We start from the raw sequence: 18,288 nt of genomic DNA on the forward strand, positions 1-18,288 counted from the left end.
GAATGCGGAGGGGCGCATAAGGCGCCGGAGGCCGGGAGCACGCAGCCCGTGAGCCCGCGCCTCGATCGGGAACGCGCCCCGCCGCAGAGCCCGCCCCAGCGGCGCGGCACATGGCTGTCCCGCCGTCTCTATCGCTTCGGCCGCAACGGGTTCTCGACCCAGGTCTATCTCGTGGCCCTCGTCGTCGCGCTGATCGGCCCCGGCCTGCTGTTCACCGCGATCCTGCTGATGCGCTACGCCTCCGCCGAGCGGGCGCGGTTCGAGCAGGATGCCCGCGAGAACGTGCGCGGCATCAGCCTCTCCCTCGACAGGGACGTGGCGGGCCTCGTCTCCGTGCTGCAGACGCTGGCCACCTCGCCGCGCCTGAAGGACGGCGACTTCTCGGCCTTCGACTCGCAGGCACGCCTCGTGCGCGGCTCCCTCGACCTCGACGTGCTCCTGCGCCGGCCCAACGGCCAGGAGGTGGTGAACACCGGCGTGCCGCGCGGCGCGCCCCTGCCGGTGGCGCCCCTGCCGATCGACGCGGAGCTCGCCAAGGGGCAGGTCCGCGCCCTGGTCAGCGGCTACGTGCCGGCGGTGAGCGCGGACGATGCGAGCTACGCGGTCGGCGTTCCCGTCACCGTGGACGGCGAGGTCGCCTACATCCTCAGCTTCACCGTCCCCCTGTCGCGGCTGCAGGGTATCCTGGCGCGGGAGGTGGTGCAGGGCTGGACGACCGGCATCTCGGATCGCAGCGGCACCGTGCTGGCGCGCCTGCCCGATCCGACCTCGGTGGTGGGCAAACCGCGCCTCTCGACCCTGCGGCAAACCCAGACCGGCACGTCCGGCGTCTGGGAGGGGCAGGACCGGCAGCGGCGCCCGGTCGTGGTGATCGAGGCGCGCTCGCGCCTCACCGGCTGGACCGTCGGCACGAGCATCCCGCAGACCATCGTGGATGCGCGAGTGCGGCGCTGGGTCTGGGCCTTCGCCGGGTTCGGCCTCCTCGTGCTGGCGACCTCCTCGGTCCTGGCGGTGAGCCTATGGTCGCGGGTGACGCGCCCGCTGCGCCACCTCGCGGCCTCCGGGCCGGCGCTCGCGCGGGGTGAGGCGATCCCCCGCGTGGCCTCGCCGGTCCACGAGATCCAGCGCCTCGCCACCGTCCTCTCGGACGCCTCCCTGCGGATCCGCACCCGTGAGGAGGAGCGCGACCGCGCCCTCGAGGATACGCGGCGCGGCCTCTCGGCCCTGAAGGAGAGCGAGGCGCGCTTCCGGCACATGGCGGATTCCGCCCCGGCCCTGATCTGGATGACCGACGAGACCGGCGAGGTCAGCTTCGCCAACCTGCATTTCGACCACCTGTTCGGGATGCCCGCCGAGGCATTGGCCGATGCGGGCTGGGAGCGGATCATCCACCCCGACGACCTCGACGTGTTCCGGGCAGCCTTCCAGGACGCCTTCGCCGCGCGCGGGCCGTTCCGCATGGAGACCCGCATCATCGACCGCACCGGCGCCGTGCGCTGGCTGCGCTGCGAGGGCGTGCCGCGTCTCGACGACGGCCAGCGCTTCCTCGGCTATACCGGCTGCAACGTCGACATCACCGACGCCAAGCTCGCGGAGGAGCATCTGCTCCTGCTGATCCACGAGTTGAACCACCGGGTGAAGAACACCCTGGCGACGGTGCAATCCATCGCGACGCAATCCCTGCGCGGCCTCGACGGGCCGGAGGCCGAGACCGCCCGCGCCGCCTTCGAGGCGCGTCTCCTGGCGCTGGCCCGCGTCCACGACGTGCTCACCAAGGAAAGCTGGGACGGCGCGGAATTGTCGGCGGTGGTGGCCGACGCGATCCGCCCCCTCGACGGCGGCGGCACCGGCTCGTCGCGCTTCCATGTCCAGGGGCCGCCCCTGCGCCTGCCGCCGCGGCTCGCCCTGTCCATCGCCATGGCCCTGCACGAACTCGGCACCAACGCCGTGAAGTACGGCGCGCTCTCGAACGATGCCGGCACCATCGACATCGAATGGGCCGTGCGGCGCGGGGAGGAGATCACGCTTCTCCTGCGCTGGCGCGAGAGCGGTGGCCCACCCGTGAAGAAGCCCACCCGCACCGGTTTCGGCTCGCGGCTCATCGAGCGCAGCCTCGCCCGGGAACTGGCGGGCGAGGTGAACCTCTCCTACGAGCCGGGGGGCGTCGTCTGCACCATCGAGGCGCCGGTCCCGCCGCCGGGCTTGCTGGAGCGCAAGACCGTCGCTGCGCCGGCCCGCATCGCCCCCCTGCCGCTCGCCGGGTGAGGGGTCAGTTGTACGGGTCGGCGGCGTCGCGCAGGCCGTCGCCCACGAAGTTGAAGGCCAGCACCGTCACCAGGACCGGCACCACCGGTAGGAGCAGCCACGGGTAGAGCTGCACCGCCGCGAGATTCTGCGCCTCGTTGAGGAGCACGCCCCAGCTCGTCACGGGCGGGCGCAGGCCGAGGCCGAGGAACGACAGGGCCGTCTCGCCCAGGATCATCGTCGGGATCGACAGGGTCGCCGAGGCGATGAGGTGGCTCATGAAGTTCGGGATCAGGTGGCGTCCGATGAGCCGCGCGGGCGAGGCGCCCATCAGTTCGGCCGCCTGCACGAAATCCTCCTCGCGCAGCGCCAGCAGCTTGCCGCGCACCGCGCGGGCGAGGCCCGGCCAGTCGAGTAGGCCGAGGATCACCGTGATGCCGAAGAAGATGAGGAGCGGGCTCCAGTTCGCGGGGAGCGCCGCCGAGAGGGCGAGCCACAGCGGCAGTTCGGGGATTGAGCGGACGATCTCGATCAGCCGCTGCACGGCGGCGTCGGCGAGGCCGCCGAAATAGCCGGCGATGCCCCCGAAGAGGAGGCCGAGCACGAAGGAGATCGCCACGCCCACGAGGCCGATCGTGAGCGAGACGCGGGTGCCGTAGACGACCCGCGAGAACAGGTCCCGTCCGAGCCGGTCGGTGCCGAGCAGGAACAGGGTTCCGCCCTCCGGCGCGCAGACGAGGTGCAGATCGGTGTGGACGAGGCCGAGCCAATCGTAGCCGTCGCCCCGGCAGAGGAGGCGCAGGGGCTGCGGGTTGCCCGTGTCGGTCACGTAGTTCCGGCGGAACGTGTCGAGGTCGAGCTGCGCGCGGTACGGGTAGACGAAGGGGCCGACGAACCGGCCCTCATGGATCAGATGTACCCCCTGCGGCGGCGCGTAGAGGAAGTCGCTGTCCCGTCGCGCCTGCCCGTAGGGGGCGATCATCTCCACGAAGGGGATGAGGGCGTAGAGGACGAGCAGGACCAGCGCGAAGAACACCGCCAGCCGGTGGCGGAGGAACTTGCGCGCGATGAGCCGCCACGCGGAGGCCGAGCCGGCGGGCGACTCGGCCCGGTCGTCGGGGGCGAAGGGCGCCGGATCGACGAAATGCGGGCGGTCCAGGGTGCCGGTCATCGCAGGCCCATGCGGATGCGCGGGTCGAGCCAGACCAGGGCGAGGTCCGAGATCAGCATCCCGACGAGGGTCAGGGCGGCCACGAACATCAGGATGAATCCCGCCATGAACTGGTCCTGGTTGCGCAGGCTCTCCAGCAGCAAGGGCCCGACGGTCGGCAGGCTGAGAACCAGCGAGACCAGCACCGAGCCCGAGACGAGATGCGGCAGCAGGTTGCCGATATCCGCCACGAACGGGTTCAGGGACATGCGGAACGGATATTTCAGCAGCGCTCGCGTCGGCGCCATGCCCTTGGCGCGGGCCGTCACTGTGTAGGGCTTGGCGAGTTCGTCGAGCAGGTTCGCCCGCATCCGGCGGATCATCGCCGCCGTGCCGCCGAGGCCGATCACCAGGGTCGGCACGATGAGGTGGGCGGCGAGCGAGCGGATCTTCTCCCCGTCCCAGGGCCGGTTGGTGAGGGAGGCGTCGTAGAGGCCGCCGATGGAAAGCCCGAACCAGCGGTTCGCGTAGAACAGCAGGATCAGCGCCAGCAGGAAGCCCGGCACGGCGAGGCCGACATAGCCGAGCACGGTCACGACGGAATCGCCCCAGGTGTACCGGTGCGTGGCCGAGTAGATCGCCGCCGGGATCGCCACGAGGTGGACGAAGATCACGGCCGTGATGTTCACGAGCAGCGTCAGCCACAGGGCATCGCCGACCACGTCGGCCACCGGCTTGTCGTATTCGAACGACCAGCCCCAGTCGCCCTGCAGCAGGCCGGAGAAGCCGGCGGGCCCCGGCATCAGCCCGACCCAGATCAGGTATTGTTCCCAGACCGGCCGGTCGAGGCCGTATTGGCGGATCAGCAGTTCCGCCTTGGCCACGGAGCCCGCCTCGCCGGTGGCGCGCAATTCCATGATGCGGTTCGTCAGGTAATCCCCCGGCGGGAGCTTGATGACGAAGAAGACCAGGGCGGAGATGATGAGCAGCGTCACCGCCATGGTGAGGAGACGCCGGAGGATCAGGCCGATCATCGCCCCTCGGCCCGCTTGTCCATGGCCTCGTCCCAGAACACTTCGTCCACCCGCTGCACGCCGATCATCGCCGTGGGCTCCCAGGAATAGAGCGCCTTGGCCGGCAGGTTCACGAGCCGGTCGGCGGTGACGACCGGCTGCAACGCCCCCGCCACCGTGCCGATCACCCAGGTGTTGCGCGCGTGGTTCATCAGCATCTCGCGCCAGATCGCCCCCTGCCGGGCCGCGTCGTCGGTGTGGCGCCATTCCCGGTCGAGGTCGATCAGGCGCTGCACCTCCGGCACGTCGCAGGCTTCGCCGCTCCGGCCCCGGCTTTCGACGTTCATCGACCAGCGCGGCCAGGCATAATGGTCGGGCTGGGCGGGGCTCAGTTCGGTCGGCGGCATGATCGCGGTGGGCACCGCGAGGTCGAGGCCCTGCGCCGCCACCATCACCGTCAGCCCGCCGATGGAGCGGCGGCGCAGGTTGGTGCGCTCCTGCGGCTTGGTGACGAGGCGGATGCCGACCTCCCGCCAGAACTCCGCGATGAGGGTGAGGGCGTCGAGGATCTCGCCGGCCTCGCCGTCGCTCTCCACCACGATCTCCAGCGGGCGCCCGTCCGACAGGAGGCGGATGCCCGAGCCGTCGCGCCGGTCGAGCCCGGCCTCGTCCAGGAGCCGGTTCGCCTGCGCCGGATCGTAGCCCGCGTTGAGGCTTCGCATCTCCGGCGCGTAGAGAGGCGAATCGGGGATGATCGTGTCGTTGCCCTCGGTGCCGAGGCCGAAGAGCAGGGTGTTGTTGAGCGTGCGCCGGTCGGTCGCCAGCGAGAGCGCGTGCCGGTAGCGGATGTCCCGGTTCAGGGCGCGCCAGACCGGATCGACCGTCGTCAGGTTCGGGTAGAGGGCGATCTCCGAGCCCCGGGCCACCGGCCAGAGGTTGGTGCGGTAATGGTGGGCCTTCTCGCCCTCCTTGAGGCTCGGGATGTCCGGCATCATGAGGCCCCGGAACATCAGGTCCGCCTCGCCCGCGTTGGTCTTGGCGACGAGCAGGCCGGAGGAGGCCACGTCCATCACGATGCGGTCCACGTAGGGCAGTTGCGTCCCGGCGGCGTCGACCCGGTGATAGGAGCGGTTGCGCTCGAAGGCGAAGCGCGTCGCCGGGGAGCGGGTGCGCGGCACCCACGCCTGCAGCGTCGGGCAATCCGGGTTCATCAGCTCGTAATTGTCGTCGAGCCGGTTGTGCAGGGCGGCCCAGCTCCGCAGCTTCAGCCCCTTCGCCTTGGCCTCGGCGGCCTCCTTGCCGACGTAGCGCGGGTGATACGGCTTCAGGTAATGCGCCGGCCGGTAGATCAGCGGGTCGCGGGGGGCGGCGAGCGCCGGCAGGAACATCGGGTTCGGCCGGGGCCACGTGTAGCGGATGGTCCGTGCATCCGGGAACTCGACCTGCGGCGGCGTGCCGTCGACCAGGAAGAAGGCCGGCGGCCCCTCGGGGCTCAGTTCCTTCTGGTTGGCCACGTCCTCCCAGTAATAGCGGAAGTCCTCGCTGGTGAAGGGCTGCCCGTCCGACCAGCGGTGCCCGTCCCGCAGGGTGAAGGTGAAGCGGCCGCCCTCTACGTCGATCCGCTCCAGCACGTCGGGCTGGAGCGTCAGGCCGGCATCGTAGCCGACGAGGCGGGTGTAGCCGTAGACAGAGAGGTAGCGGACATCCCGCGCCTTCGCGATCAGGGTGCGGATCGTCCCGCCCTGCTTGCCGAGGCGCCTGCCCCGGGCGGCGAGGTCCGCGACGAGGGGCGTGGCGGGCGGCGCGGGGGCGTCCTCGGCGAGGGCGCGGCGGGGGAGAAACGCGGCGCCGGCAAGGGCCGCCATCACGGCACGGCGTGAGACAGCCGCCGATCCCACCCATCCCATCATCCTAAGGTGCGGCGAAGCCGCCTCGAAGGAGGCCTCCAGGGATCGCGGAGACTTCTGGAGGGCTCCTTCGAGGCTTGCCGAGGCGGGCACCTCAGGGTGAGGGACAGGATGGGAGACGAGTGGCTTTCTTCCCCTCACGGCCCGCCCCCGTGCAATTCCACGTAGGTCAGCCGGGCCGGCGAGTAGCCGGTGGCGCGGTGCATGTCGTCGAAGGCGTGGGCGCGGCGGATCAGGTCGCCGGCCTGCCGCGCCTCCGCGTCCCCGGCCGGCTGCTCGAAGGGGCGGCCGTTGCGGGTCCAGCGGATCGGCTCGGGGCTCGCATCCAGGGCGGTGATCATCGCGATGGTCGGATGCGCCGGGCCGCCATGGGCGTGGATGCGGTGCGCCGCCACGTCGTCGTCGAACAGCAGGCGGGTCAGGCCGCGCACATGCGCCTCCACCACCCGGCGGGCCTGGGAGACGTGGTCGTCGAAGAAGGCCACCGTCCGCGCCGGATCGAGCATCGACCAGTCGGCGCGGGACCAATCCTCGCGGCTGTAACGCGCCCCGGCGTCGCGGTATTGCAGGCCCGACAGGTCCGGGTCGTGGCAGAAGATCCGCGCCTCCGGGCGGGCCTGCCGGATGACCCAGGTGGTCAGGCCCCGGAACACGCCGGATTCGATCACGAAATCCGGCCGCAGCACCCGCATCGCCACGTAGAGTTGCAGCGCGCCGTTGAAGCCGCTGCCGCCCCTTCGCTGGCGCACGGGCGCCTCGGGGATGAGGTGCCAGAACCGCTCCACCAGGGCGCGGACATCCTCCTCCGGTGTCAGGCCGGAGGCGCGCAGATCGGTGTGCAGGATCTCGGCGGCGGCATCGAGCAGGCGCCCGACCTCGCGCGGGGAGGTGGGGCGATGGGTCCAATCCGGCGCGGCGGGCACGAGATCGTAGCCGAGGCGGTCGAAGAGCGGCCCGAGCACCTTCCGGCGCAGGCGTTCGAGGACGATGGGCGGGCGCGGCTGCATCAGGCGGCGTTCCGCTCGGCTTCGGATCGGTAGCGGGCCCAATGCCCCGGCTCGACTTGCATCATGATCCCGGATTCCTGAGGCGCGAGGGCGAAACCCTTCGGCCAGCGCGCGGGGTCCGACGCCTCGCCCGTCACCTTCGTGAAATCGAGGGGATGGTCGAGGCTCGGGTCCGGCACGGCGGCGAGCAGCGCCTTCGTGTAGGGGTGGACCGGATCGCGGAACAGGGTGGCCCTGTCGGCCTCCTCCACGATGCGCCCGCGACACATGACGCTGATCGTGTCGGCCATGTAGTCCACCACCGCGAGGTTGTGGGACACGATCAGGTAGGACAGGCCCAGCGCCTGCTGCAGATCCTTGAGCAGGTTCAGGATCTGCGCCTGCACCGACACGTCGAGGGCCGAGACGGGCTCGTCCAGCACGAGGAGGCGCGGTTCGAGGCTCAGCGCGCGGGCGATCCCGATGCGTTGGCGCTGGCCGCCGGAGAAGGCGTGCGGATAGCGGCCGAGGGCGGAATCCTCCAGGCCGACCATCGCCATCAGCTCGCGGCAGCGCTCGCTCCGCTTCGGCTGCGGCACGCCGTGGATCTCCATCGGCTCCGACAGGATCTGCCGCACGGTCATGCGCGGATCGAGGGAGGCGTAGGGGTCCTGGAACACGAACTGGACGTTGCGGCGATAGGCGAACAGGGCATCGCCCTTCAGCGCGTTCACGTCCTTCGGGCCGTCACCGGCATCGAACAGGATGCGCCCGCCATCGGGCGGCATGGCCCGCATGACCATCTTGGAGACGGTGGTCTTGCCCGAGCCCGATTCGCCCACGAGCCCGAGGGTGCGTCCACCTTGAAGGGTAAGGGACACGTCGGACACCGCCCGCACCGTGCGCGGGCTGGCGAAGAGCCGCCCGGCGCGGAGGGTGAAGGTCTTGCTGACCTTCTCCACCTGCAGGATCGGGCCGGCGAGGGGGGGCGCCTCCCGCGTCGGCGGGATCGTCGCGCGGGCGGGGCGGATCGGCGTCAGGCGCTCGCCCGGCGCCATGTCGAAGCGCGGCACCGCCTCGATCAGCGCCTTGAGATAGGCATGGCCCGGCCGGCGCATCACCTCGTCCTTGGGGCCGGCTTCCACCAAGCGGCCCCGGTAGAGCACCGCCACGTCGTGGGCGATGTTGGCCACCACCCCGAGATCGTGGGTGATGAGCAGGATCGCCATGCCGGTCTCGTCCTGCAACTTGCCGAGCAGGGCGAGGATCTGGGCCTGGGTGGTGACGTCGAGCGCGGTGGTCGGCTCGTCCGCCACGAGGAGCGCCGGGCGCATGATGAGCGCCATGGCGATCATCGCCCGCTGGCGCAGGCCGCCGGAGAGTTCGAACGGGTAGGTCCTCAGCGCCCGCTTCGGATCGGGGAAGCCGACCTTCGCCAGGGCCTCCTCCGTGCGCGCATCCGATTCCCGCCGGTCGGCGCCGGTATGGACGCGCAACGCCTCGCCGATCTGATCGCCGATCGTGTGAAGCGGCGACAGGCAGGTCATCGGCTCCTGGAAGATCATCGCGATCCGCCGGCCCCGGATGTCGCGGATGGCCGGGCCGTCCTCCGGCAGGCGGGCGAGGTCGACCGTCCCGTCGGGCCCTTCGAACAGCATCTGCCCCCGGCTGATCTCGGCGGATCGCGGGAGGATGCGCAGGATCGCCTGCGCCGTCACCGACTTGCCGGAGCCGGATTCGCCCACCAGCGCGAGGGTTTTGCCCCGCCGGATATCGAGCGACAGCCCATGAAGGGCCTCGAACCGGCCGGTCTCGGTACGGAAGGCGACAGCGAGGTCGCGGATCGACAGGAGCGCGCTCACCCGGCCCTCGGCCATTCGTCCGCCGGGGACATAGGCGCCGGGACTCCGGCGTCCACAGGCGACGGGAACAGGTCGCAAGGATCACACCAGCGCACGGCCGGGTGATCGAGGAAGGTCAGCAGTTCGGCGAGGAACGCCCACACCGCCTCGTCATGGGCGAGGTGATGGGTGAGCAGCCCGAGCGGCGCCCCGCTCCCGCTCTCCGCATGGGCGGTGAGGGTCGCGAGCAGGGCGGCGGGGTCGCGCAGCGAGCGGGTGCCGCGCCAGTCGATCACGTCGAGGGCGGCGCCTCCCGGACCCTTCGCCGCCGAGAGGCCGGCATAACCGAGGGCGGGCAGGTCGGCCACGAGATCGGGGGCGATCCGGTTCCAGGGCGGCACGAAGACCGGCAGCAGGGTCTCGCGCGGCACCCTGGCCCGCGCGAGGGCCAGCGCGCGGGCCGCCTCCTCGCGGAGGGTGGCCAGCGGCCGGTGCGGGCCGAACTCCGCGGGCTTCGCATCGGGCGGGGCGTGGTTGTCGTGGGCGAGGCCGTGCACGCCGACACGGAGGGTGCGAACCCCGGCGAGATGCCGGGCGAGCGACGGTTCGATCCGCGCCGGGATCGCCGCGATCAGGACCGGGCGGGAGCCCGCGAGGGCCAGCAGGCGGTCCAGGGCGGGGGTCGCGGCCACCGCGTCGTCGTCCCGCCACCAGAGGCGCACCTCGTCCGCCCGGTCGAGGGCGTCGCGCAGGCGGGCGAAGGCGCGCTCGCGGCGAAGCCGTTCCACCAGGGCGACGGTGCGGGCCGCCCCGTCGAGGGCGGGGCGCGGGCCCTCGGGGAGGGGCGGCGCGGCGAGCACGGCCGCCAGCAGCGTGTCGGGCGAGAGCGCCTCCTCCGGGACGATCCGCGCGCGGCCCATCGCGGCGAGGCGTTCGGCACGCAGGCGCTGCTCGGTCTCGCGGCCCGCCTCGAAGGGCACGAGCACGGCGGGCGTGTCCGTCACGAGCAGGTCCACGGCGGTGTTGTAGCCGCACTGGCTCACCGAGACGCGGGCGCCCGCGAGCAGCGCCCGGTAATCGGCCCGCGCCCGCATCACCGTGCCGGCGGGCAGGCCCTCCGACAGGGCGGCAAGGGTCGCGTCCGGGATGCCGTGCCCGACGAGGAGCCGCCAGCCGAGATCGGGCCGCATCCGCGCTGCGCCGACGGCCGCGCGGAACAGGCCGAGCCCGGCCGCGCTCGATCCGGCGGCGACGAGGATGCCCGCGCGCTCGCCCGGCGGCGGGATCGCGGCGCCCTCGTCCACGTAGCCGGTGTAGCGGAGCTTCGGCCGCACCGCGTCATCAACCGGCCAGGAGGCGTCGAGGGGCGCCAGGGTTTCGTCGCCGTGGACGAGCACCGCGTCGTAGAGGGCAGCCACGCGGGCATGGGCCTGCGCGACCTTGGCCGGGCGGTCGGGCGGCACGAGGATGTCGCGCACCGAAGACAGGATCAGCGGCGCGGGGTCGAGGGCGCGGGCCGCCTCCACCAGGGCGAGGTATTCGGGCGCGAGCCCCCGCCGGCCGAAGGGGAAGAGTTCGGTGACGAGGGCATCCGGCGCGCTCTCGCGGAGCGTCGCGAGGAGGATTTCGCGCCGCTCGGCGAGGAGGGTTTCTCCGGCCGGTTCGCCATCGGGGCCGATGAGGCGGGCGAAGTCGAACCCCTCGATCCGCAGGGGCGGCATCTGCACGAGGCGCACGCCGTCGAGGCGCACCAGCGGCGCCGAGCTTCCGCCGGAGACCAGAACGGTCTCGTGCCCGGCGGCGGCGAAGGCGCGGGCGAGGGCGGCGGCGCGGGTGAGATGCCCCGCCCCGAGAAGATGCGTGACCGCGATAAGGATCCTCACGCGGCCTCCTCGCGGACGGGCGACGCCATCCCGGCCGAACGGGCCAGGGCGTCGGCGATGAGGGCGATGCCCGCCTCTTCGGAGAAGTCCTGCACGAGGCGCGCCCGCGCCGCGCGTCCGAGGCGTCGCCGCCCCTCGGGATCGGCGAAGAGGGTGCGCATCGCCTCCGCCAGGGCGTCGGGCTCGCCCGGCGGGACGAGGATGCCGTGGATTCCATCGGTCAGGAATTCCGGCGTGCCGGCGAAGGCCGTGGCCAGGATCGGCAGGTCCTGGCTCGCGGCCTCCATGAGGACGTTCGGCAGCCCGTCGCGGTCGCCCCCGGCGGCCGGCTTGGTCGGCAGCACGAACAGGTCCGCCTCGCGCATCGCGTCGATGATCGCCGGCTGTGGCAGGGCGCCCCGGAAGGCGACGCGCCCCTGCAATCCGCGCTCCAGGGCGAGCCGTTCCAGGGCGCCGCGCAACTCGCCGCCGCCGATCAGGTCGAGCCGCCAGTGCAGGTCGGCGGGGAGGGCGGCGAGCGCCGCGAACAGGTCGTCATGCCCCTTCTTCGCCACGAGGCGCCCGACGCAGAGCAGCCGCAGCGGCGCCTCCGGGTCGCGCCCGTCGCGGGCGGGGCGGGGCGGGGGCGGCGCGGGAAAGCGGGCGAGGTTGAGCCCGTGATAGGCGAGCCGCGTGCGGCCCGGCCCGAGGGCGTCGAGGCGTGCGAGCCCGTCGCGGGTGCAGGTCACGCCCCACGCGGCATCGGCGAGCTTCTCGGACAGCTCCCATTCGGGCGTGGTCCAGATGTCCTTGGCGTGGGCGGAAAAGCTCCAGCACCGGCCCGTCAGCAGGGCGGCGTAGCGGGCGACGCTGCCGGGCGTGTGCAGGAAGTGGACGTGGAGATGGGCCACCGCCGGCCCGGCCTCGCGGGCCAGCACCAACGCCTGCCCGAGCCGCCGCAGCCGCGAGGCGGTGGGGTCCCGCCGCAGGTCGCGCAGAAAGGTTCTCACGAGCGCCGGGAACGCCCGTTGCCGGCATCCCCAGAGAAGCCCGCGCAGCACCCGGGCGGGATCGTCGCGCAGGTATTCGGGCAGGTAGGCGACGGGCGCGCGGATCGCCGCGTGCATCGGGTGGCGGAACCGGTCGGTGGGCTTGCGCAGGGACCAGATGTCGAGGGCGAGGCCCTGCTTCTCGAGGGCCAGGATCTCCTGCGCGATGAAGGTCTCGGAGAGGCGCGGATAGCCCTTCAGCACGATCGCGATGCGCGGGCCGCTCATGACATCGCCCGGCACGGCGTCTCGGCATCCTCCGGCACGAGGTGGTGCAGGCGGCGCACCACCGCGTCGAGCCCGTCGAGGAGGCCCGGCACCACCACCCGCGAGGGTTCGGGCTGGCCGGGCACCGCGCGCAACGCCGCCGCCATGCGCAGCGGATCGCGCCCGTCCTCCTCCATCAGCACCCGCACGAGGCCGAGCCGTTCGGCGGCCAGCGCCCGGATCGCCTGTTCCCGCCGGGGCTCGGTGCGCGGCACCAGCACGGCCGGGCGGTCGAAGGACAGGATCTCGCAGAAGGTATTGTAGCCGCCCATGGCGACGATGCCCGCCGCCTTGCGCATCAGCACCTCGATCTCGCTGTCGAAGGTGATGGCCGAGACCCGGCCGCCGAGCGCCGCGATGCGCCGGTCGAATCCCCCCCGGATCGCCGCGTCGAGGAACGGCCCGAAGGCCACGAGGCAGGGGAGGGGGATGCCGGGATCGGCCTCGTAGGCCGCGATCACCCAGTCGATCAGCCCCGCGCCGTCGCCCCCGCCGCCCGGCGTGACGAGGAGGAACGGTCCCGCCGCCACCGCCGGCTCCCGGCGGTCGGCCCGCGCCTCGGGCAGCTCGCGGCGCAGGTAGCCCGTGTAGACGAGCCGGTTCCCGATCCGCCGCGCGAGGTCGGGCGCCAGGGCGAGCCCCGCCAGGGGCTCATGGATGCGCCCGAGCCCGTAGACCCAGATCTCGTCATAGAAGCGGTCCATCGCCTCGACGGCGCCCTTGCGCTCCCATTCGGGGGCGAGGCGGTCGGCCTCGTCGAGGACATCGCGCAGGCCGAGCACCAGCTTGGTGCCGCGCGCCGCCTCCCGTTCGAGCACGGGCAGCATCTCCCCGTGGAAGCCGGCGGGCTCCTTGTCCACGATCACCACATGGGGGCGGAAGGCTTCGGCCGTGCGCATCAGGGCCGCCGAGCGGTCCTCCACCGTGCGGGCGAGGGTCGCGGGGCCGGCGCTGGCATAGCTGCCGTCGGAGAGTTTCGTCACCGGGGGCAGGCGCACCGTGCGCACGCCCCGCGCGAAGGCGAAGCGGTCCACCACCGGCGATCCCGACACGATCACCGCTTGCGCATTGGGGCAGGCGGCGACGAGGGCGTGGGCGATCGCCCGGGAGCGCCGCAGATGGCCGAGGCCGAACGTGTCGTGGCTGTAGATCAGGACGCGCAAGGCGGACGTTGACCCCATTCCCCAGCCCGGCGACACGCGCCCCATCCCGCGATGCGTCGGACCATCGCAGCCACATCCGTGCTGCACAAGTGTGACGGTCCTTCGAATCCCATCGTTAACGGGCTCGGAACCGTTCTCTCCTAGGCTCGGCCGGGCCTTTTCCGATGGCCCGATGCCGGGACAGACCATGCACGCCACCGCTCCGCAGACCGGCCGGACGTTCCTCGCCGGCCTGCGCGCGGACCTCGCGGACATCGTCTTCAACGATGCGCGCTTCCTGGCCTTCGGGCGGCTGGCGGCGGTGTTCCTGCTGCCGATCACCTGCGTGATCATCGTCGTGCTGTTCGGCACCGGCCCGGAGCCCCGCCGGAACTGGTACGGCGAGATCCTGGGCAACGACTTCTCGCAGATCTGGGTCGCCGGCCGCGCCGCCCTGGAGGGCCGGGCCGCCGAGCCTTACGACCTCGCCCGCCACCTCGCGAACCTGCGGGAGGCGTTCGGGCCGGATTGCCGCTTCGCGTGGCACTACCCGCCGATCTTCCTGATCCCGTCGGCGGCGATGGCGTGGATGGACCCGCAGGCCGGCTACCTCGCGTGGTGCGCCCTCTCGGCCGCGTTCTTCCTGTTCGTGCTGCGGCGCGCGGCGGGGCGCATGGACATCGCCCTCATCGCGTTCGCCCACCCCCTGGTATTCTGCAACCTGTCCTATGGCCAGAACGGGCTGTTCACCGCCGGACTGATGACGCTGGGCCTCGTCCTCCTCGACAGGCGCCCGCGCCTTGCCGGCCTGTGCTTCGGGCTCCTCGCCTTCAAGCCGCATTTCGCGCTGGTGGCGCCGCTGCTGCTGCTCGCCACCGGGCGGTGGACCGCGCTCGTCAGCTGCGCCGCGACGGTGCTCGCCGCCAGCCTCGCCTCGGTGGCCCTGTTCGGCTTCGAACCGTGGATCGGCTTCCTGCACTCGCTGTCGAGCACCAACCGGATCATCCTGCAGGAGGCCGCGTCGGGGCTTGATCTCAACGCCAGCGCCTTCGGGGCGGTGCGCCTCCTCGGCGGCTCGGTGGCCGTGTCCTGGGCGTTCCAGATCGCGGTGGCGCTCACGGCGCTGGCCTTCGTGCTGCGGGTCTGGCGCTCCGGGGCCTCGCCCGAGTTGCGGGCCGCCGCCTGCCTCTGCGTCACGCCGCTGCTCTCGCCCTACGTGCCGGTCTACGACCTCGTGCCCCTGCTGCCCGCGACCCTCTTCCTCGGGCTCGCCGCCGTGAAGCAGGGCGGGCTCGTCGCCCATGAGCGGCTGCTGATCGCGCTCAGCCCGCTCACCGCCCTCGTGCGGTTCGCGGCCGGCGAGACCGGCTTCTCCTTCGGCCTCGCCCTGGCGCTGGCGACCTTCGCCTGCATCGCGTGGCGCGTCGGCCTGACGGCCCTGCTGCCGCAGGGGGGCTTCGCCCTCACCCGCCGAGCGGTCGCGGGATCCTGAAGGGCAGCATCAGCTGCACCAGCGGGTTGCGGAACCGGTCGAGGGACAGGCTCTCGTGGACCGCCCGCACCGGCTCGCCCGCCAGGGTCGAGGCCAGCAGCGAGCGCGAATAGAACGGCGTGTCCTCGAAGGTGGTGATGACCCGCGCCTTGCCGTCGTCGCTGCGGGTCTCGCGGGGCATCCGCCAGAACCCGGTGGGCGGCAGCTTGGCCGAGAGCGGCGGGCGGATGTCCCGCCTCGTTCCGTCGAAGGCGAAGCCCAGCGAGAGGTTGCGACCGCCGCCGTCCCGGTGGGCCACGTCGTAGAGGATCGCCGCCCCGTCCGGCAGTTCGGCCCGGCACCATGTCCAGCGGGTGAAGGCGTTGCCTAAGGGCTCGTCGCCGTCATTGGTGTCGAAATAGCCGCTCCCCTGCCAGGACATGCTGGGCTCGCTCAACGAGACCTCCACTCGCGAGGCCGGGGCCATCGGCCACCAGCGGTGCCGCCCGGCCGGATCGAGGTGGAACGGCCCCGCCGTGATGCCGGAGGGCCGCAGGCGCACCGTGCCCCGGATACGCCGGGGCAGCGGCGCCCCGCGCTCATCGATCCGCACGGTGAGTTCGGTGCCGTCCCACTCCATCGCGCTCGGGCCGATGGCGATGTGGTCCGCCCCGCGCGTTAGGGTGCCCTGCTTCCGCTCCGTCATGGCGAAGCGGCTCGGGCGGCCGTAGAGCACGACGTTCATCGCGCAATGGTCGAAGGGGTTCTTCTCGCGGCTCCAGCCGTAATATGGCGAGAACACGCTGCCGATGAAGGCGATGATGGTGAGGCCCTGGGTGCCGTCGTCGCTCACCGCATCGACGTACCACCAGACATAGCCGTTGCGCCCGACCTGCCCGTCGAACCGAGGTCGGCGAGGATCGCTGCCGCCGCGAGCCTCCCCGATTGCGCCGCCATCGGCACGCCCGGCCCCGGATGGACCGAGCCCCCCGCGAGGTAGAGCCCCGCCACCTTGGTCCGCGCTCCCGGGCGCTTGAAGGTCGCCGCCCAGCCCTGCGACGCCCGCCCGTACAGAGCGCCCTGACTCCCCGGGAACAGGCCCGCGAAGGCCTCCGGCGTCGTCACCGCTTGAGCCGATTCGCGCGTCAGGGACAGGCCGCAGGCGTGCAGCCGCGCCTTCAGGTTGGTCTCGCATCGGGCGATCTCCGTGGCAGGCAGGGGGCGCTCCGTGCCGTCGGCCGGGGCGTTGACGAGCATCAGCAGGCGCTCCGGCCCGCCGGGAAAGGCGCCCTCGGCGCTGCGGTCCTGGGCGCAGACGTAGACCGTGGGGTCCGTGGGCAGGCGGCGATCGCGCAGGATCGTGTCGAACTCGGCGCGGTAATCGCGGGAGAAGAACACCGTGTGGTGCGCCAGCGGAAAGCCCGCCGTCTCGGCCCGCACGCAGAACGTCACCGCCGAGAGCGAGCGCTCGGCCCGCGCGATCCGGTCGCCGGCCGGCGCCGCCGCCCGGCCCAGCAGCCCCGCGCCCAAGGCCGCCACGTCGCCGTTGCAGACCACGACATCCGCCGGGATGCGCCCGCCGCCCGCGAGCCGCACGCCCGTGACCTTGCCCCCGGCGACCTCGATCTCCTGGACATGGGTGCCGTAGCGGAACTCCGCCCCGTTCTCGACGGCAAGCCCGGCGATCGAGGCGGCCAGCGCACTCAGGCCCCCCTGCACGGTCCAGACGCCGGCCTGCTCCACATGCGCCACCAGCATCAGCGTCGCCGGGGCGGTGAAGGGCGAGGCGCCGCAATAGGTGGCGTAGCGCCCGAAGAGCTGGAGAAGGCGCGGATCGCGGAAATACTCCTTCAGCGCCGACGAGAGCGTCGCGAAGGGCTGGATGCGCCAGAGGTCGCCGATCCCGGAAATGCCGACCCGCTTGGCGAGCCCCGTCGGCCCCGTTTGGCCGGAGCGGATGAAGGGCCCCTCCAGGGTGCGGTAGACCTCCGCCGCGCGGGCGCAGAAGCGCCGGTAGCCCTCGGCTTCGCCCGCCCCGGCGAAGGCGTGGATCGCCGCCGCCGAGGCGTCGATGTCGGCGAAGAGGTCGAGGCGTTCGTCTCGGCTCCAGGCGTGGCGGGCGAGCAGGCTCGCGTCCCGCAGGGTCACGCGCTCGGCGAGGCGCGCGCCGCACTCGGCCAGAAGCTCCTCGAACACCCAGCGCATGGTGAAGACGGTCGGCCCCGCCTCGATGCGCGTGCCGTCCACGGGTACCGCGCGCATCTTGCCGCCCGGCGCCTCGGCGCGCTCCACCACCGTGACCGACAGGCCGGCACGGGCGAGCCTGAGGGCGGCGGCGAGCCCGCCGATCCCGGCTCCGATCACAACGACGCGCGTGGCCGACACGGTTGCGGAGCCTCCCAGGTCGGGATTGATCTTATGGTCCGTGAGTGTCAATTATAAGTGACACATGGCGATGGCAACCCGCCATGACAGGGAGGGCGGCATGGAGCCCGGCGCTCGGATCGAATCGGCCCTCGACAGGGCTGTCGCCTACTCGGAGGCGCCCGGCGCGCCACCCCTTCTGGCGGAAGCGATGCGCTACGCCGTCTTCCCCGGCGGGCACCGCATCCGGCCCCGGCTCTGCCTCTCGGTGGCGCGGGCCTGCGGCGACGACGATCCCCTGGGCGCCGATTCGGCGGCGGCGGCGATCGAGCTTCTGCATTGCGCCTCCCTCGTCCACGACGACCTGCCCTGCTTCGACGACGCACCGACGCGCCGCCAGAAGGACACGGTGCACATCGCCTTCGGCACGCCCATCGCCGTCCTCACCGGAGACGCGCTGATCGTGCTCGCCTTCGAGACCCTGGCGCGGGGGGCCTGGCGGCATCCGCGCCGGCTCGCCCGGCTCGTCGGGCTGCTCGGCCGGGCGGCGGGCTCGCCCTCCGGCATCGCGGCGGGGCAGGCCTGGGAATCCGAGGCTCATGTGGACCTCAGCGCCTACCAGCAGGCCAAGACCGGCGCGCTCTTCGCCGCGGCGACGGTGGCCGGCGCGGCGGCGGCGGGGGCCGAGCCGGAGCCGTGGCGGCGCCTCGGCGAGGCGCTTGGCGAGGCCTATCAGGTGGCCGACGATCTGCGCGACGTCGCCTGCCGCCAGGAGGAGATCGGCAAGCCCGCCGGGCGCGACGCGACCCTCGGGCGGCCCAACGCGGCGGCGCTGCTCGGCACGGGCGGCGCCCTCGACAGGCTGAAGCGCCTCACCCGCGAGGCCATCGCGGCGGTGCCGGATTGCCCCGGCGCGAAGGGGCTGACGGCGGAAATCGAGGCGCAGGCCCGGCTGTTCCTGCCGGCGAGCCTGCGTGCGGTGTCGGCCTGAG

Annotated in this window: 13 protein-coding genes; 3 read left to right on the forward strand and 10 right to left on the reverse strand. The window is 72.5% G+C overall.

The annotated features are described in order from the left end of the window. Window positions 1-114: 114 nt before the first annotated feature. The gene (locus tag ACXJ1Y_RS20995) at window positions 115-2,265 is read left to right on the forward strand and encodes a sensor histidine kinase (RefSeq protein ID WP_463850189.1); all 2,151 of its coding nucleotides are present in this window, start codon (window positions 115-117) and stop codon (window positions 2,263-2,265) included. A gap of 4 nt (window positions 2,266-2,269) precedes the next feature. On the opposite strand, the gene ACXJ1Y_RS21000 is transcribed toward ACXJ1Y_RS20995, so the two are convergent. The 8 genes from ACXJ1Y_RS21000 to ACXJ1Y_RS21035 form a co-directional block, all read right to left on the reverse strand. Continuing rightward, window positions 2,270-3,415: an ABC transporter permease gene (locus ACXJ1Y_RS21000; RefSeq protein WP_463848016.1), complete on the reverse strand. Its 1,146-nt coding sequence runs from the start codon at window positions 3,413-3,415 to the stop codon at window positions 2,270-2,272. After that, window positions 3,412-4,428, reverse strand: a complete 1,017-nt coding sequence (locus ACXJ1Y_RS21005; protein WP_463848017.1) for an ABC transporter permease — start codon at window positions 4,426-4,428, stop codon at window positions 3,412-3,414. The genes ACXJ1Y_RS21000 and ACXJ1Y_RS21005 overlap by 4 nt, the downstream gene beginning before the upstream one ends. Then, the gene (locus ACXJ1Y_RS21010; protein ID WP_463848018.1) at window positions 4,425-6,272 is read right to left on the reverse strand and encodes an ABC transporter substrate-binding protein; all 1,848 of its coding nucleotides are present in this window, start codon (window positions 6,270-6,272) and stop codon (window positions 4,425-4,427) included. The genes ACXJ1Y_RS21005 and ACXJ1Y_RS21010 overlap by 4 nt, the downstream gene beginning before the upstream one ends. A gap of 179 nt (window positions 6,273-6,451) precedes the next feature. Further along, window positions 6,452-7,321 carry a hypothetical protein gene (locus ACXJ1Y_RS21015; RefSeq protein WP_463848019.1) on the reverse strand — a complete coding sequence of 290 codons (870 nt, stop codon included), beginning with the start codon at window positions 7,319-7,321 and terminating at the stop codon, window positions 6,452-6,454. After that, complete coding sequence (locus ACXJ1Y_RS21020) at window positions 7,321-9,177, reverse strand: ABC transporter ATP-binding protein (RefSeq protein ID WP_463848020.1); 1,857 nt, start codon at window positions 9,175-9,177, stop codon at window positions 7,321-7,323. Before ACXJ1Y_RS21020 ends, ACXJ1Y_RS21015 begins: the two co-directional genes overlap by 1 nt. Beyond that, window positions 9,159-11,024, reverse strand: coding sequence for a glycosyltransferase (locus tag ACXJ1Y_RS21025; protein ID WP_463848021.1), 1,866 nt, complete (start codon window positions 11,022-11,024; stop codon window positions 9,159-9,161). Before ACXJ1Y_RS21025 ends, ACXJ1Y_RS21020 begins: the two co-directional genes overlap by 19 nt. Next, a complete protein-coding gene (locus ACXJ1Y_RS21030; protein ID WP_463850190.1) occupies window positions 11,021-12,280 on the reverse strand; it encodes a glycosyltransferase in 1,260 nt (419 codons plus the stop codon). Before ACXJ1Y_RS21030 ends, ACXJ1Y_RS21025 begins: the two co-directional genes overlap by 4 nt. Then, the gene (locus ACXJ1Y_RS21035) at window positions 12,277-13,482 is read right to left on the reverse strand and encodes a glycosyltransferase family protein (RefSeq protein ID WP_463848022.1); all 1,206 of its coding nucleotides are present in this window, start codon (window positions 13,480-13,482) and stop codon (window positions 12,277-12,279) included. Before ACXJ1Y_RS21035 ends, ACXJ1Y_RS21030 begins: the two co-directional genes overlap by 4 nt. Window positions 13,483-13,654: 172 nt before the next feature. On the opposite strand from ACXJ1Y_RS21035, the gene ACXJ1Y_RS21040 reads away from it, so the two are divergent. Next, the gene (locus tag ACXJ1Y_RS21040; protein WP_463848023.1) at window positions 13,655-14,953 is read left to right on the forward strand and encodes a glycosyltransferase family 87 protein; all 1,299 of its coding nucleotides are present in this window, start codon (window positions 13,655-13,657) and stop codon (window positions 14,951-14,953) included. On the opposite strand, the gene ACXJ1Y_RS21045 is transcribed toward ACXJ1Y_RS21040, so the two are convergent. Together ACXJ1Y_RS21045 and crtD are read right to left on the reverse strand one after the other, a co-directional pair. Beyond that, window positions 14,925-15,785: a carotenoid 1,2-hydratase family protein gene (locus ACXJ1Y_RS21045; RefSeq protein WP_463848024.1), complete on the reverse strand. Its 861-nt coding sequence runs from the start codon at window positions 15,783-15,785 to the stop codon at window positions 14,925-14,927. The genes ACXJ1Y_RS21040 and ACXJ1Y_RS21045 overlap by 29 nt on opposite strands. Further along, a complete protein-coding gene (gene crtD, locus ACXJ1Y_RS21050) occupies window positions 15,782-17,317 on the reverse strand; it encodes a 1-hydroxycarotenoid 3,4-desaturase CrtD (RefSeq protein WP_463848025.1) in 1,536 nt (511 codons plus the stop codon). Before crtD ends, ACXJ1Y_RS21045 begins: the two co-directional genes overlap by 4 nt. A 100-nt stretch (window positions 17,318-17,417) precedes the next feature. Here crtD and ACXJ1Y_RS21055 point away from each other — a divergent pair, with 100 nt between their 5' ends. Further along, window positions 17,418-18,287, forward strand: a complete 870-nt coding sequence (locus tag ACXJ1Y_RS21055) for a polyprenyl synthetase family protein (RefSeq protein WP_463848026.1) — start codon at window positions 17,418-17,420, stop codon at window positions 18,285-18,287. Window position 18,288 lies beyond the last annotated feature (1 nt).

This window comes from Methylobacterium sp. TK26, assembly GCF_055361565.1.

What these genes read in the sequence shown, in the direction of transcription:
- ACXJ1Y_RS21000 (WP_463848016.1), bottom strand. Translation starts at nt 3,415, where the DNA reads ATGACCGGCACCCTGGACCGCCCGCATTTCGTCGATCCGGCGCCCTTC.
- ACXJ1Y_RS21005 (WP_463848017.1), bottom strand. Translation starts at nt 4,428, where the DNA reads ATGATCGGCCTGATCCTCCGGCGTCTCCTCACCATGGCGGTGACGCTG.
- ACXJ1Y_RS21010 (WP_463848018.1), bottom strand. Translation starts at nt 6,272, where the DNA reads ATGGCGGCCCTTGCCGGCGCCGCGTTTCTCCCCCGCCGCGCCCTCGCC.
- ACXJ1Y_RS21015 (WP_463848019.1), bottom strand. Translation starts at nt 7,321, where the DNA reads ATGCAGCCGCGCCCGCCCATCGTCCTCGAACGCCTGCGCCGGAAGGTG.
- ACXJ1Y_RS21020 (WP_463848020.1), bottom strand. Translation starts at nt 9,177, where the DNA reads ATGGCCGAGGGCCGGGTGAGCGCGCTCCTGTCGATCCGCGACCTCGCT.
- ACXJ1Y_RS21030 (WP_463850190.1), bottom strand. Translation starts at nt 12,280, where the DNA reads ATGAGCGGCCCGCGCATCGCGATCGTGCTGAAGGGCTATCCGCGCCTC.
- ACXJ1Y_RS21040 (WP_463848023.1), top strand. Translation starts at nt 13,655, where the DNA reads ATGCCGGGACAGACCATGCACGCCACCGCTCCGCAGACCGGCCGGACG.
- ACXJ1Y_RS21055 (WP_463848026.1), top strand. Translation starts at nt 17,418, where the DNA reads ATGGAGCCCGGCGCTCGGATCGAATCGGCCCTCGACAGGGCTGTCGCC.